Below are 16,024 nucleotides of genomic sequence, written 5' to 3'. Positions count from 1 at the left end.
CACTATAATTGTAAACCAATTACAGGATTAAAAATGAACCGTAAACCAATACTAGGATTTAATTAAAAACTGTAAACTTTTTTTAGGACGATACAGTCGCCGGCACACCCGCAAAAACTCAACCTTTGTCCTGCGGGCTTTTCACTTCAATCCTTCACGCAGTTTGGTACATCAATGTGCTGTTTATCAAATTTGCTCTCACAACAAAAAAAAAGCGTTCCCCACAACGAGAACGCCTTAAACAAACAAACTAAACTTCAATCAAAAAAAAATTATACCGGTATATCCATTTTTGCAATGGTTGTGTCTGCTTTTACGTGAGCGGCATTGGCTCTTCCGCTTGGATCTTGGTTTTCTTGCCATTTCGGAATCCATTTTCGCACCGTTTGTGCAGCTGCCACTTGCGGAAAATGTTTGTGAAAAATTCTTCTGTAAAAAAATGCTTCTTTCGTAATGGGTGTATTATACGGAAATAATTCAGTCGCTTTTTCAAACTCCTCATCCGTAACTTGACTGGAACAGTATTCGATTAAGGTATCAATCCAGTTGTACCCTACTCCATCTGAAAATTGCTCTTTTTGACGCCATAAAACTTCTTGTGGCAAATAGGGTTGTTCCGGTGTGTCAAATGCTTTACGAAGGATATATTTTTCAATTCCGTCATACGTTGAGGGCATTTTTTCTTCCGGTTTTACCTTTACGGCTAATTCCAAAAAGGCTTTGTCTAAAAACGGAACTCTCGCTTCAAGTCCGTGAGCCATCGTCGATTTGTCTGCACGCAGTAGATCGGCTGTAAATAGCTTTTGCACACGCTCAATGGTTTCTTTCTGGAAATCTTCGACACTTGGAGCATTTCTAAAATATAAATAACCTCCAAAAATCTCATCGGCTCCTTCACCGGAAAGAACTACTTTGATTCCCATATCGGTAATCGCTTTTGACAAAAAGTACATTGGTGTACTGGCTCGAACCGAGGTGACATCATACGTTTCCAAATGCCAAATTAATTTATCTAAAATCTCAATTCCTTGTTCAATCGTAAAATGAATTTCGTGGTGTTGCGTTCCTAAAAACTCCGCCACTTTTCTTGCTGCTTTGGCATCAGGAGCTTCAGCATCTAATCCAATTGAAAAGGAATGCAACGTTTTACCCATTTCTTTCATATATCGTGAAGCAATAGAAGACGTTAACGACGAATCTAATCCGCCGGAAAGTAAGACGCCGATTGGCACATCGCTCATTAAACGCTTACGAACTCCTTCAGATAATGTTTCACGAATGGCTTTTAAATCCAATTCTTCAACTGCCAACGTTTCATCTTCCCATTTTGGCTGGTAATATTTTACAAAACCGGTTTCTTGTGTATAATAATGTCCAGGAGGAAATGTGGAAAATGTTTTACATTGATCGGCAATCGCCTTCATTTCAGAAGCAAAAAACATTCTTCCTCGCTCATCCAAACCGTAATAAAGTGGTTTGATTCCAAGTGGATCACGGCCGGCAATATAATCATCACCGTCAATTACTACGAAGGCAAACATTCCATCGAGCATATCACAAAAATCGTAACCGAATTTTTCATACAAATGCACAATCACCTCTGAATCCGAAGTAGTTCTGAATTTGTGGTCTTTCAAAATTCCGTCTCTTAATTTTTGGTGATTATAAATTTCGCCATTGTGAATCATCCAAGCCGATGAAGTGCCTTGAATAGGTTGTTTTCCGGTATGTAAATCAACAATTGACAAACGTTCATGAGCTAAAATGTGACCATTCGCCATGATATGCAAATCACTTTCATCCGGACCGCGATGCGACATTCTTTTAGATAATTCCTGAACTACTGATTCATCTTTTCCTTTTCCTATAATGGCTAAAATTCCACACATACTATTTTTGCTTTTCTAATTATACTTTATTTGATGAAGCAAAAATGATAAATATGTTTATTTATGTAAACACAAATTGATAATTTAGTTATAATTTAAAACTAAAAATCGAAATAAATAATAAATATGAAATTATAAAAGGATAAATGGCAATCAAAAACTTTAAAATTATAAAATTATTCCAAGTGATTAATTCTATAATTCAGTTGATTCATTTCAATTGAATCGCCTAAAACCCGTCCAATTAACTTCTGAGCTAACGGTGCTTGTGGCGAAATGGCAAAAATAGTCTTCCCTTCTAGTTCAACTTTTGGCAAACTGACCGAAATGAGAAAATAAATATCATTGGCTAAAACTAAACTTCCAACTGTAACTTTTGTATTTATTTTCTGAAAATCAATCGACTCAAAAATGGATTTGGCTTCTAAGAATTCTTTTAACTTCTGATTCAGTTTCTCTTGTTCCAAATGCATCATTGATAGAGCCGTTTCGTGTTTGTCTCCGGCTGAACCTTTGGCATCGTTTTTAGCATCTTCAGTTAAATCAGCTATCATTTGACGAAGTGAATCGATTTTGTTTTGGATAAAGTTGGAATAGTGTTGGGTAATTTTTTTTTTCATGGAGAGATGCTGAGTTACTGAGAACCTGAGTTGCTGAGTTTAAAAAAGTCCGCAAGGTTCATTTAAAACTCTGCGGACTTTGTGAAATCTTTGCGAACTTTGCGGTTAAATAAACTTAAAAATCAAATTTATAATTTGCTCCCAACACCACTTGAATTTGTTGTGCAGGGTAATTCAACCATCGTTCATACGATTGATTAAGTAAATTGTTTCCTCTTAAAAACAAGCTCAAACGTTCGTTGTATTTGTAACCCACGTTAGCATTTACATCGAAATAACTATCTAAAGTTTTGGTGGCAAAAGCATAAAAAGCAGGATCATTCAAAACATCCGGAGCAATAACTTGGTCTTTTCTTTCACCAACAAAGAATAAATTCAATCCGGCATACCATTTTTCAGTGATATTGGCATCCACATTAGCTCCGAAAGTGATGGAAGGTAAATTCCATACTTCCGCTTGATCTTTTGCAGAAAGACTTCGGAAAGTTCCATTAATTCCGGCTGAAATATTTTTGGATAAATCGGCTTTTAATTCTCCGAAAAAGCTCAATGTTTTTACGTCATCATATACTACATCAAACGAATTACCAAAAGCATAAGGCTCAACATCATTTGGTAAAGCAGGATCTGTTGTCATTGGAAACACATTATTTCTAAACAATGCTTTATCGTTTTCTTGTGCAAATGAACCACGCACATTATAACTCACATTTCCTGCTAATTTCCCTTTTAACCCGGCAAAAACATCATACGGTTTGCTGGTTGGGGCTATAAATAATGTTGGGGATAAAAACGGGTTTTCGTTGGTGAAATCACGATACGTATTTTGTTGTAAATTTCCATCGGCACCGGCATAAAAAATCATCAAATCGCCTACTAATTTATAGGAAGCCGTGATTTTTGGATAGATAAAAAACTTGCTTTTACTATTTTCTATATCGGCACTGTAAAAAAGCGAAACACCCACATCAAAAGCCCAATCATCCTGCGTTAGTGAAATGGAAGGATTTAAGCCGAAATTGGTGAAACCGTATTTAATTTCATTCAAATTAAAATAATTGCGTTCAAAACTTCCTGAAACATAATCTCCGATAACATTTGTTTTTACGGCAGCATCCATGATGTCGAATTCAAACGACGGTTTAACCAAAAAGCGATTTTCGGCCGAACCGTAATTATCCCAAAAACGATTGTATTGCAAACTGGCTCCGGTGAAAAAACTGTCTTCAAAACCGATTTTTCCGCCTAAATTGAAGTTGTGGTACGTATGTGACGGATCGATTGCTACATAAAAAGCTTCTTCCCTATTAAAATAATTTTGGTCAATTCCATACCAATTATATACTTGATGTTGATACCCTAAATCGGCATTCCAATTAAAATTGCGTTGCTGACTTCCGTAAGTTAAATCTAACGAAGTAGTATAGAATTTATCATCTAAAATTGCCTCATCAATACCACCTTGCGATGAGTGGTGACGCAACATTCCGCCCACATAATCCGTTTGGCTCAATTGTTCGGTTACAAATAATTCTCCGAGAATTCTCCCATAATTTCCAAAACCTAATGTAGCGTAGTTGCTGAATAATTTTTCTTTTTTAGGTTTATCAACTCCTGCTGCTTTTCCTTTTGCCGGTGTAAATGTAGAAGCAACCGGAAAAGAAAAAATGTTGTATTTTATTTCCTCTTTTTTAGAATTATCATCGTCGTCGAGCGATGGAGTTTCTTTTACCTTAAAGGCATCCGAAATGGTGGCGGAATACGGTTTTACCACATTCACAACTTCGGTTCCGATATTTTCATCTTTTTTTTGGGAAAAACCAATTTGGCTAATCAAAAAAAGAACTACTACGATTGATTTATTTAGAGTTGAAATCTTCATGTCTTTCATTTTGGTAAAAATTAGTTTTGAATGGATGAATTGCGTTTTGATTCTTCGGCTTTGATGGCATCTAATTCTTTTTGAGCTTCTTCTACTACATCTGAATACTCGGTAAAATTCTTGATCACACTTTCTAAAATATAGGTGGCTTGAAAACTATCGTTCAAGGCGTAAGAATTCTTAGCCATTAAAACCAAGCCCTTGGAACTAAAAAATTTGTAACCGGAATAATCCTTTATCAATTTTTGAACAACTACATTAGATGGCTCATATTTTCCTTCTTTATTTTTAAAATACGCATCATAGTATAGAGCTTCGGCAGCCAATTCGCCTTTTGCGATTGTTTGTAACTTCGCATAAGCTATTTTTGCTTTCGCTTCATCATTGGTTTTGATAGCAGAACGAGCGACAATCATTTGCGCATCACTTTTGATTCTGTCATCCACTTTTGGATTAGCCAACACTTTATCGGCATACAAAACGGCGTTGGTGTAGTCTTTTTGTTCGTAATACGATTTCATCAAGTTAGACTGAGCAAAAGTGATATTTTGAGGAAAATCGGCTTCGGTTTCCAAACGCTTTAAAGCTGGAATTGCTTTAGCATAATCTTTTTTCTTGAGATGAATTTCGGTTAAACGAGCCAAACTTTGCTCGGTGAATTCACTTCTCGGTTTAGAAACTACAAACTCATATTGCGGAATGGCGTTGTTTTCTAATCCATCAGCAAAATACAATTGAGCCAAATAGAAGTTTGCTTTTAGCGAATGAATTCCGTTTGGAAAACGAGTGACATAATTGCTAAATCCGGTAATTGCTCCTTTTGGATTATTCTGCAAATATTGTTTTTCTGCTGATTCGTAAGTCGTATTATCCAAATCGGCATTTGAAACTTCAACATAATCCAATGTTTTTACCCAATCGGCATACTCATTTACATTTCCGGTGTCCACATAAATTTGACGGGCCGTATTTACCGCTTCCAGCGATTCCGGGGTTCGCGGATATTCTGCAGCTACTTTTTTCAATTTTGTAATCGCCAATTGTGGTTTGTTATCGTTGTAATAAATTAAACCTTGACGCAAAATAGCTTTCGCAGCAAATGAACCGTTTTTGAATTCACTAATTAACTGATCATAAGTCTTTAAAGCTAAATCTGATTTGTTATTATTCGTATACGTGTTTCCTAACTCAAACAAAACATCATCACGGTATTGCGATTTTGGATAACTTTTTAGGAACAAATTCAAATCTTCAATTTTTTTGTCATTTCGGTTTACAAATCCGTAACTCAATGCTTTTTGATAGGCGGCATAATCGGCATCAACGCCTTTCATTTCAATCGATTTGTTGTACGCTTCCATTGCAGGCCAATATTTAGCAGACACAAAATGACTGTCGCCCATTCGCAAATAACTGTCGTTCAAACGAACTTTGTCATCTTTTACGGCATCAATATGATTTTGAAAATAGGTTGCCGCTTGTTCGTATTCTTTCAACTTAAAATGCGTGTAACCAATGTTGTAATTGATATTTTTATATTCCGGAGTTGATTTGGCTTCAGCAAAACCTGTAAATTGTTTGAAAGTCAACATTGCTTCTGCAAAATTATCCAACACATATTCGGTTTCACCTTTCCAGAAAGTGGCACGAGCGGTGAATTTTGCCTCTCTTGGTTCTGCGATTGATTTTTTAAACATTTTCATGGCTTCGGTAAAATCGCCGTCGGTATACAATTCTAAACCTCTATAAAAAGTCACTTTTTGATAAGCTGCTTTGTTGGAGAAGTTTTTATTTTTTTCGATTAGTTCTAAAGCACCTTTGTAATTTTTTGATGTGATGAATGAATTAATCAACAAATTTTCTACTTCTAATTTGTTTGGATTGTTTGGATATTTTTCTAAAAAAGCAGATAAAACACCTGGAATGGTTTGGTATGAATTTCCTATTTCATAACTCAACTTCGCATAATTTAAAAAAGCATCTTCTTGAATTTTTAAATCAAATTCCATTTCCGAAGCATTTTTAAACGCATTTAAGGCTTGTTGCTTTTTGTCTGTTTTTAAATAACTTTCCCCTAAATGATAATAGGCATTTTGGGCAACACCATCATTTCCGTTGATAATTTTATTAAACTGATTAATCGCATTTTCATAATCACCTTGCTTGTAATAGGAATATCCAAAAAGATAATAATCGGTATTACTCCATTTTCCTTTCTTTCCTTTATAATCTTTTAAATAGGGAATGGCTTTGTCATACTGTTTTAAGTTGAAATAACTTTCGCCAATAATTTTGTTTAACTCTGATTTTTCCATGGCATCACTTTTTGCCATCGCAGCAAGTCCTAAATCGATTGCTTTTTGAAAATTTCCGAGTTTAAAGTTCATGTCTGCTTGGTAGTACGACATTTTTTCTTTGTACTTCTGCTCGCCTTCCACTTGTTCAAAATATTCGTTGGCCACTTTGTAGTCGTCTTTTTCATACGACATATAACCTAAATAATATTTTGCCTGCGAACCGTATTCTTTGGAATTCACCACTTTATTGAAATAGCTTGTCGCTTCTTTTTTCTTACCTCCGGTAAAATTAGCATAACCTTTTTGGAAATTAAATCGTTCACGTTCACCGGCTGTTAAATTGCTTTCATCTACTTTTTCAAACCATTGCAACGCTTGCGGAAATTTTCCTTCATCAAAATAATAATGAGCAACTTCGATGTAGGCTTGATTGTGTTTGGAACTCGTCGGATAATCTGCGACAAATTTTTCCATTAACAAATCGGCATTCGATTGATTGAGTCGAATGGCACAATTGGCGATGTAGTAGGCACAATCGGCTTGCACATCATCGCTTATCTTTTCTTCACTTACTTTCTTGAAAATAATTTGAGCCGATTGATATTGTTTTTCTTTGTATAATTCAATGGCACGATTATACTCTTCTAAATCATGAGTATAAATTTCTGTTTTTTGGGCTAAAGCGGTGAAATTTACCGCTATCCAAAATAGGAAAATAAACCAATTTTTCTTTTGCATGGGATTCGATTTTGTTTAATTTACAAATTTAGGGTTTGCTTTGTGTAGTAACGAGGGAATGAAGGTGTTTATTATGAACAAGGTTTTAAACAATTCTTAAAGATGCGGGTTGCGAGTTACAGGTTTGAAAGTTGCGTTTTATGAATGAAATAAAATAATATTTTGAAAACCATTGTTAACTTAGTACTTTTACAACTTAAATTATACTTTATGTCGAATACGATCGCTTCTTTAAAAAACGTCACTATTTTTCAGGAACAAAACATGATATTAAAAAATGTCTCTTTGGAAGTAAACCGAGGTGATTTTATTTATATTATTGGAAAAACCGGTTCCGGAAAAAGTAGTTTTATGAAAACGCTTTATGCCGATTTACCATTAACCGAAGGCGAAGGTTCGATTGTAGATTTTGATTTAGCAAAATTGAAAGAAAAAGATATTCCGTATTTGCGAAGAAAAATCGGGATTGTTTTTCAGGATTTTAAATTATTGCCGGACAGAAGTATTTTTGACAATTTAGAATTTGTTCTAAAAGCAACAGGTTGGATTGAAAAAGCAGAAATGAAACAAAAGATTGATGAAGTAATGGAAAAAGTCGGCATGAAATCGATGCTTCATAAAATGCCACATCAACTTTCGGGTGGTGAACAACAACGAGTTGCCATTGCCAGAGCTTTGTTAAACGATCCGGAATTAATCTTAGCCGATGAACCCACCGGAAATCTAGATCCGCAAACGAGTGTGGAAGTGATGGAAGTATTACGAAAAATCAACCAAAACGGTAAGACGATTATTATGTGTACGCACGACTATGCGTTAATTATGAAATTTCCATCGAAAACACTGAAATGTGAAGACAGCACTATTTTTGAAGTGGTGCAAAGAACGGTTTAGATTTTAAATAATTGGCTAACAAAACTAGCGTAAACGGGTACGTAATGATATGGAAACGGTCACCTTGATCACTTGATATTCCTGATACTCCGATAATGTAAACTACTAATAGAGCTGTGAAAAACAAAAACTCATCTTTTCTGTTATTTTTTAGTAGAAAAATTAAGCTCAAAGCAATCCCTAAAGAGGTCATCATTCTATTTTGATATTTTGAAATCCAATATAAAAAACTTTGTATTTTACTGTAACTTGGCGAATTTGAAAAATTTGAATACGATTTAAGCACCATATTTCCGGATAACGAATTCCAAGTGAAATTGTGAAAATATGCTATTAAAATATTAATTTTATTATGCTGAATCTGCTCTAACATATCTTCACCGGCAATTTTCTTTTGCTCGTGTGCCTCTTTTGTAAATAAATATTCCGCTCTGGGATTACCAATTTGATTGTATTCAATTCCTTTTCGATAACAATCTGCTTTAGAAAATAAATAATTATGGAAAGTTACATTATCGATATAACTTATGGTAAAATCACCAAATTGATATTTTAATCCGGCGGCTTGAACAATACACAAACCTATTGAAGCATAAAGCAAAAGCATTACTTTTTGTTTGTACTGCATGAAGAGTGTTTTGCTGAAATAAACTAGTAATAAGATAGCGAAAAACTTGCTTCCGGGCTTAATCAACATACTCAAAACCAAGATTGACAAAGCGATAACTAACCATTTCACCACTTTTGTTTGACTATATTTTTGAAGAAAATAAAAACTCAATAGCAGAAAAAAAAGAAACGGAATTTCTGCTAGTAAATGAAAATTAAAAAGTGTAATTCCAATAGAAAAAACAAATAACAACGAAAGACTAAAAGCTACTTTTTTTGACACATACTGTTGTATAATTTCAAACAACAACACAATTGAACTCAACCATAAAAGTATATTAACGTAAATAGCAAAAGTATATAAAAAGTGGTCGGTAGCTCCCAACAGTAAAGGAAAACCATAAATGGCCGCCATCAGAATGGGTCGATAAGTATGGCCTCGCTGAAACCAATATAAATTAGTGGCCGATTCATTATAATTTCCTGCATCAGGAAAAATGATTGTTTGCAAATGAATATCCAATAATCCACATAAAATGAGCAACCAAATTATACCAATAAATAGTAAAACCAATTGATAAAGGTACTTTTTAAAAAAAAGTGTCATAAATTTTAATAAATAAGTTTTCAATTTGTTGAAAAAAGCTAAATTGCTCAATCAAAAATAATAGTCAAAAATAGGATATTATTTTCAATTCTATGGAAAACAAAAGCGGTTCAAAAAAATTATCCATTATCATTCCGGCCTACAATGAAGCTCGAACCATTCACTTAATTTTGAATAAAGTTCGGCATGTTGAATTAGCTGAAAACATGTTAAAAGAAATTATCGTTGTAAATGATGCCTCCACTGATGGTACTGAAAATGCTTTACTTAGTTATCAATCTGTGAATCCTGACACTATCATTCTCTATTACCAACATGATTTTAATAAAGGAAAAGGTGCTGCCATTCACACGGGAATAGCCAAAGCTACCGGAGATTATATAATCATTCAAGATGCCGATTTAGAATATGACCCGAATGAATATAACATTTTATTAAAACCTATTTTAGAAGGTCATGCTGATGTGGTTTACGGTTCTCGATTTATGGGTGGAAAACCGCATCGAATTCTGTTTTTTTGGCACACGATTGGCAATCGGTTTTTGACTTTTCTATCAAACATGTTTAGCAATTTGAATTTGACAGATATGGAAACCTGTTATAAATTGTTTGATGCTCGGATTTTAAAATCAATTCAATTAAAAGAAAAAAGATTTGGTTTTGAACCTGAAGTTACTCAAAAAATTGCTCGAATAAAACGAATTCGGATTTACGAAGTAGGCATCTCTTATTACGGCAGAACGTATGAAGAAGGAAAAAAAATCAGTTGGAAAGATGGTTTTAGAGCGATTTGGTGTATATTTAAATATGGGTTATTGAAGTTATAATGTAAATATATATTTTTCAAGTTGCTTAGCATTTTCAATAGTATTTAAAACGCTATTTAAAACAATTGATCGCTTATCATCAAGACTGTAAGGCTGCTTCATTAAATAGTGTATCTTTTCTTTATATGTTGCTTTTTCATTTGCAATGGAGCATAATTCCAAAACATTTTTATCATCAACCATATTGGAACTTATCAAGCAAAAACGACCATTGAATAAAGAATTTATTACTTTTAGCTTTGTTCCAGATTGTTGGAAAGAATAAAGTACGTGGAGATGACTTTCCTCAAATAATTTATCTAATGTTTTTTGGTCATCGGCTGGAACAAATGAAATATTTGGAGCATTTTTGATTTGTTTTAGTACGCTACTTTCGCCTGATTTTGATGCAATCACCAATTTATGTTCTGGTAATTCTTTAAAAATATTAATTAAAAATTCAACAGCACGTTGGTTGTCAGAAATGCGTAAATCGCCATGATAAAGTGCAAAATGTCCAAATTCATTCAGCTGAGCAACCGTTTCATTTCCATGAAAAACTGGAACATAAGTACTATTATTTGAAATTAGATTAACCTCATTATTTTCTGTTTCGGAAAGCGTAAAAATAGTTTCAAATTGGTTAAAAACTGATTTTTGATAGTGTTTGTATTTGATGGATTCTAACCAATATATCCCTTTCTTTAAATTGTTTTTCTCGCTTTTTGAAACACCTTCATAATACTTTTCTTCATTATTGTGCAAACGTAAAAAAAGTTTTCTTGATTTGCTTTCAAAATGGCTTAATATGGCTGTTGTTTGTAATCCTTCAAAAAGTATGGGAAAATCATCTTGATAGAGACGATGAATCATTTCTTTTGAAAAACGAGAATGTACAGAAAATGGCTTCGATTGAATATAACTCCAAAATTTTTTTTTTCGTTTATAAAAATAAACTTCTTCTGTGATTTTTTTTAAAACAGAAAAATCAGCAGGGATTTCATCCACAAAACAATGCAAATGAATTGAAACTCCAATTGAATGTAGTGCTTTTATCTTATAAAAAACATCAATGACACCACCGTATTTGGGCGGATATGGATTATCAAAACTAATAATATGTAACGAACGATTTGTCATTTTCAAATTCAAAAATAGCACTTTTTGACTGTTTTATGAGAAAATAAAGTATTTTTGAAGAAATAATACATCATGTTCGCCTCGGCAATAAAGAATTTTATCAAAAAGCATTTTTATATTCTAAAAGTTGGGAATAAACTTGCTCCAGCTGTTCAACTCGGGCAAGTGCAATTGTACCATCACTATCAAACTAAAAAAGAGCAAAATAAATTACCAAAATTCAACGAAACCGGTTTTAAAAATTTCTCCCAATTTGAAGAAGATGGATTGTTGCTTTACATTTTTTCGATAATCGGAATGGGCTCTAAAACCTTTGTCGATTTAGGTTCAAATGATTGTGTAAATAGCAACTGTGCCAATTTAGCAATTCATTTTGGCTGGCTAGGCTTATTTGTCGATGGTGATGAAACAATGATAGAAATCGGAAAAAAATTCTACTCAAAATACCCCAATCCATGGAATCATCCGCAGCAATTTTTGTGTTCGTTTATTACGGAAGAAAATATCAATACAATAATTAAAAATAATGGAATTGAAGGCGAAATCGAGCTACTTTCTATCGATATTGATGGCAATGATTTTTGGATTTGGAAATCCATTGAAGTCATTCAACCCAAAGTAGTTATCATTGAAAGCCAGGTTGCCTTTGGAGATAAAAATCTAGTTGTTCCTTATTTGAATGACTACAACAACAATATAAAATCAAACTTTTACAGCGGAGCTTCCAATGTTGCTTTGCAAAAATTGGCTCATGAAAAAGGCTATCGTTTAATCGGTTCGAATCAATATGGTCATAATTTGTTTTTTATGAAAAATGGAATTGGCGAAGATGAATTTCCGGAAATTGATGCTTTACAAACGTTACAACATCCGTTTGCAACCTCAAAGTTTCATGAATTTGAAAAAATTAAACATTTATCCTTTATTTCGTATTGATGCTTCCATTTTTTTCCATAATTATACCGCTTTACAACAAAGAAAATGCGATTGAAAACACCTTAAAAAGTGTTTTTAATCAGTCGTTTACCAATTATGAAGTGATTGTGATTAATGATGGTTCTACTGATAAAAGTGAAGAAAAAGTAAATGCTTTTTCAGATGCACGTTTACGATTGATTTCGACCGAAAACAAAGGTGTTTCACAAGCAAGAAATTTAGGAATAAGCGAATCAAAAGGAAAGCTAATTGCTTTTTTGGATGCGGATGATTATTGGTTTCCAACTCATCTGGCATCATTGCATCAATTACATAAAAATTTTCCTGAAGCCGGATTATTAGCCACCAATTATCAATTTTATTATTCAGATAAAAAAATAATTCAGCCAGTTTTTGATGCCTTTCCAACTGAAAAATGGAGTGGAATTGTTCCCGATTTTTTTAAAGCAAGTATGCAGTTCCGTTTGGCATGGACGAGTGCCGTGGCGGTAAGAAAAGATGTTTTTCAATCACTTGGTTATTTTGATGAAAACATCACCTTAGGAGCAGGCGAGGATACTGATATGTGGATTCGAATAGCGTTGAACTATCCTGTTGCTTTTGAAAATGAAGTTTCTGCCAATTATCACATGGCGACAGAAAATCGAATTTCGTTGAGCAAAACGCTTGAACGACGATTTTCTAAATTAGATAAGTTTTCAAATGAAGAAAAAACAAATTCTTCCCTAAAAAAATACTTGGATTTATATCGTTCAGAATTTGCTTTGAAACACAAATTGGCTGGGAATTTACAATCATTTCACTTTTATAAAAAAGCGATCTCAAAGGAAAATTTACATTGGAAAACGAAATTATTGTTTAATTTGCCTACTTTTCTTTTACAAATTTTATACTATTTTAAAAAGAAATTGGAACATTTTAATGTTCAAACCAATGCTTATCGCTAATTTTTTGAAGTTAAAAATTCTTCAAAATCTCTGATATAATCGTCTTCTTCAAAAACCTCAGAAGCCAAAACTAGACAAACAGAACCGGATGAAAAGTTTTTAAGTTCTCGCCAAATGCCTTCATTGATTAATAACCCTTCATAGGGTTTGTTTAAGGCAATTACCTTTTCTGATTGACCGTCATTTAAAATCACATCAAAACTTCCGCTGAGGGCAACAAGAAATTCTTTTTGTTCTTTATGTGCATGTCCACCTCGCTCTGCTCCTGCCGGTACATCATATAAATAGTAAACGCGTTTGATTTCAAAAGGAATTAAATCGTTTTCAATAACCGAAAGATTACCACGCGTATCTTCAATTTTAGGAATTTTAATTAATTTACTATTCATTATTTATTCTACTTTTAAAAACGTTTTCCAATGTTCTATTGTTTTTTCAAAGGAATGCAAATCTTTTTTATTTTGAGCATTTTTTTTACAGTTTGAATACAATTCTTTATCTGAAATCATTCGCTCCATCGCATTTTTCAGGGCTTCAAAATTTTGATTTTCGACCAACAATCCATTCACTTCATGGTCAATAATCTCGTTTGGACCTGATTCGCAATCAAATGAAACAACTGGTGTTCCACAAGCTAAAGCTTCGTTTAAAACGGTTGGAAAACCTTCATTTTTGCTGGATAATACCAAAAAATGAGCTTTTTTCATAAACGGATAAGGATTTTGTTGAAAACCATAAAAGTGAATTTTGTGTTGCAAATGATATTGAGCCGCTAACATTTCAAAATCATTTTTCAACACACCATCGCCTAATAAAACCAAATGAAATTCCGATGAGGATAAATTCGATTGCGAATAGGTTTTAATCAATTGATCAAATTGTTTAATATTGTCTTCATCCATCCGACCCACTGCTAAAAAATAAGGGTAATCAATAGAAATTGGCTCTTTTGCTTTTTCTAAAATAGTCGCACTGTCGATGGGATTATAGACCGTTTTCAAATTCGTAAAACCATATTTAGCAGCTATTTTCTCTTCAATAGCTTTGGAAACCGAAACAATTTTAAACACGTTTTGATAAATGAATTGGCTAATCAATTTATTTTTTGGAAAATAATAATCCAATTCAAAACTATGAACGGTTGGAATATAGTGGCATTTGAAAACTAATTTTACTAAAAGCAATTCCATCATTGGCTTAGTTCTGCTTCTAAAGTCAATTAAAAAATCGAAGTTTTCGAATTTAATAAATTTTCGAAGTAAATAAAACCTTTTAAGACGGTTAAAAATGCCTTTTTTATGCTTACTTAAATCAAAAACTTTTCCGCGATAATCAAAATCAATTTCCGAATTCACTAAAATATGATGTACTTCATAACCAGCTTTTTCAAAAGCAATGGAATAAAGAGCTTGCATTTTGTTTGCTCCTCCATGAGCCAAACAGGTTCCGATCAATCCAATTTTTATTTTCTTATCTTGCAATCGTTTTTGATTTAAATTCATACAAATATACTTGTTTCATGCGAATCTTATTGATAGGCGAATACAGTCGTTTGCATAATTCTTTAAAAGAAGGACTTTTGGAATTAGGTCATGAGGTGACTTTAGTAAGCGATGGTGATGATTTTAAAAATTATCCGAACGATTTATCGTTTGATGCAAAATGGAGTAAATCAAAACTTTTACACTATCCTAGAAGAGCTTTTCACAAATTTTTAAAATTTGACATTGCTGCTTTTGAACGGGGAATTCGGTTTTACTTTTTGTTGCCCAAACTAAAACATTTTGATATCGTTCAATTAATTAATGAAGCTTCCGTCAACACAATTGTTTCTTTTGAAATTTTTCTACTTAAAAAAATTATAGCTCAAAACAAAAAACTCTTTTTATTATCCTCTGGGGCAGATGCGATTTGTGTACAATACATGTTGGATAAGAAATTCAACTATTCTATTTTGACACCCTTTTTGGAAAACCCAACTGTGAGTAAAGAATATCCTTATATTTTGAGATATATTTCAAAAAGCCATCTAAAATTACATCATTTTCTTTTTCAGCGTATAAAAGGTGTGATTGCTTCTGACTTTGATTATGCAATTCCTTTACAAGGAAATGAAAAATTTTTAGGATTAATTCCAAACCCAATTAATACGGTCAAAATCGATTATATTTCGACAGAAATAAAACATAGAATTATTATTTTCCTTGGTATAAACCGACACAATTATTTTAAAAAAGGAATCTATTTTTTTGAAGAAGCATTACAGATAATTAAAGAAAAATATGATGAGAAAGTAGAAATTATCATCACAGAAAACATTCCTTACCAAGACTATATTTCATCATACAGTAAGGCACACATTCTTTTAGATCAGGTTTATGCCTACGACCAAGGTTACAATGCTCTAGAAGCCATGGCAAAAGGAAAAGTGGTTTTTACAGGAGCCGAGCAAGAGTTTACAGATTTTTATCAATTAACTGAACGTGTTGCTATCAATGCTTTGCCAAATGTGGATGAATTGGTAAAAGAGATGTCTTTTTTAATTGAAAATCCACACGAAATTGTCAACATTGGAAAAAATGCGAGAGCTTTTATTGAAAAGGAGCATGATTATGTCAGAATTGCTAAAAAGTATGTATCGGTTTGGGAATGATTTTTT

Annotated in this window: 13 protein-coding genes; 5 read left to right on the top strand and 8 right to left on the bottom strand. The window is 33.1% G+C overall.

The genetic code is table 11. The features are described from left to right. Window positions 1-272 precede the first annotated feature (272 nt). The 4 genes from asnB to B0I10_RS05910 all read right to left on the bottom strand — a co-directional run bounded on the left by asnB (window position 273) and on the right by B0I10_RS05910 (window position 7,426). Window positions 273-1,889: an asparagine synthase B gene (gene asnB, locus B0I10_RS05925; protein WP_112085567.1), complete on the bottom strand. Its 1,617-nt coding sequence runs from the start codon at window positions 1,887-1,889 to the stop codon at window positions 273-275. A 176-nt stretch (window positions 1,890-2,065) separates the two neighbouring features. After that, window positions 2,066-2,509, bottom strand: a complete 444-nt coding sequence (locus tag B0I10_RS05920; protein ID WP_112085566.1) for a hypothetical protein — start codon at window positions 2,507-2,509, stop codon at window positions 2,066-2,068. A gap of 115 nt (window positions 2,510-2,624) precedes the next feature. Next, window positions 2,625-4,391 carry a TonB-dependent receptor gene (locus tag B0I10_RS05915; RefSeq protein ID WP_112085587.1) on the bottom strand — a complete coding sequence of 589 codons (1,767 nt, stop codon included), beginning with the start codon at window positions 4,389-4,391 and terminating at the stop codon, window positions 2,625-2,627. A 20-nt stretch (window positions 4,392-4,411) separates the two neighbouring features. Continuing rightward, window positions 4,412-7,426 (bottom strand): tetratricopeptide repeat protein, encoded by a 3,015-nt coding sequence (locus tag B0I10_RS05910; RefSeq protein ID WP_112085565.1) that lies wholly within the window; start codon window positions 7,424-7,426, stop codon window positions 4,412-4,414. A 210-nt stretch (window positions 7,427-7,636) separates the two neighbouring features. On the opposite strand from B0I10_RS05910, the gene B0I10_RS05905 reads away from it, so the two are divergent. After that, window positions 7,637-8,320, top strand: a complete 684-nt coding sequence (locus tag B0I10_RS05905; protein WP_112085564.1) for a cell division ATP-binding protein FtsE — start codon at window positions 7,637-7,639, stop codon at window positions 8,318-8,320. On the opposite strand, the gene B0I10_RS05900 is transcribed toward B0I10_RS05905, so the two are convergent. Further along, window positions 8,289-9,536: a glycosyltransferase family 39 protein gene (locus tag B0I10_RS05900; protein ID WP_146740314.1), complete on the bottom strand. Its 1,248-nt coding sequence runs from the start codon at window positions 9,534-9,536 to the stop codon at window positions 8,289-8,291. The genes B0I10_RS05905 and B0I10_RS05900 overlap by 32 nt on opposite strands. Before the next feature lie 92 nt (window positions 9,537-9,628). Between B0I10_RS05900 and B0I10_RS05895 the strand changes: the two genes are divergently transcribed. Then, window positions 9,629-10,363, top strand: coding sequence for a glycosyltransferase family 2 protein (locus B0I10_RS05895; RefSeq protein ID WP_112085562.1), 735 nt, complete (start codon window positions 9,629-9,631; stop codon window positions 10,361-10,363). Here B0I10_RS05895 and B0I10_RS05890 read toward each other — a convergent pair. Then, complete coding sequence (locus B0I10_RS05890) at window positions 10,358-11,350, bottom strand: hypothetical protein (protein ID WP_146740313.1); 993 nt, start codon at window positions 11,348-11,350, stop codon at window positions 10,358-10,360. The genes B0I10_RS05895 and B0I10_RS05890 overlap by 6 nt on opposite strands. A 204-nt stretch (window positions 11,351-11,554) precedes the next feature. Between B0I10_RS05890 and B0I10_RS05885 the strand changes: the two genes are divergently transcribed. Continuing rightward, window positions 11,555-12,418 (top strand): hypothetical protein, encoded by an 864-nt coding sequence (locus B0I10_RS05885; protein WP_112085560.1) that lies wholly within the window; start codon window positions 11,555-11,557, stop codon window positions 12,416-12,418. Continuing rightward, entirely contained in the window at window positions 12,418-13,365 is a 948-nt protein-coding gene (locus tag B0I10_RS05880) for a glycosyltransferase family 2 protein (protein ID WP_112085559.1), read from the top strand. The genes B0I10_RS05885 and B0I10_RS05880 overlap by 1 nt, the downstream gene beginning before the upstream one ends. Here B0I10_RS05880 and B0I10_RS05875 read toward each other — a convergent pair. Both B0I10_RS05875 and B0I10_RS05870 read right to left on the bottom strand, forming a co-directional pair. Next, complete coding sequence (locus tag B0I10_RS05875; RefSeq protein WP_112085558.1) at window positions 13,362-13,754, bottom strand: sugar 3,4-ketoisomerase; 393 nt, start codon at window positions 13,752-13,754, stop codon at window positions 13,362-13,364. The two genes, B0I10_RS05880 and B0I10_RS05875, sit on opposite strands and share 4 nt — an antisense overlap. 3 nt (window positions 13,755-13,757) lie before the next feature. Beyond that, window positions 13,758-14,867 (bottom strand): glycosyltransferase, encoded by a 1,110-nt coding sequence (locus B0I10_RS05870; RefSeq protein ID WP_112085557.1) that lies wholly within the window; start codon window positions 14,865-14,867, stop codon window positions 13,758-13,760. Window positions 14,868-14,884: 17 nt separating this feature from the next. On the opposite strand from B0I10_RS05870, the gene B0I10_RS05865 reads away from it, so the two are divergent. Next, the gene (locus tag B0I10_RS05865) at window positions 14,885-16,018 is read left to right on the top strand and encodes a glycosyltransferase (RefSeq protein WP_112085556.1); all 1,134 of its coding nucleotides are present in this window, start codon (window positions 14,885-14,887) and stop codon (window positions 16,016-16,018) included. The last annotated feature ends 6 nt before the right edge of the window (window positions 16,019-16,024 follow it).

It is taken from the genome of Flavobacterium lacus, from assembly GCF_003268815.1.
Classification (GTDB): Bacteria; Bacteroidota; Bacteroidia; order Flavobacteriales; family Flavobacteriaceae; genus Flavobacterium; species Flavobacterium lacus.
This window is presented reverse-complemented; position numbering and strand designations above follow the sequence as displayed.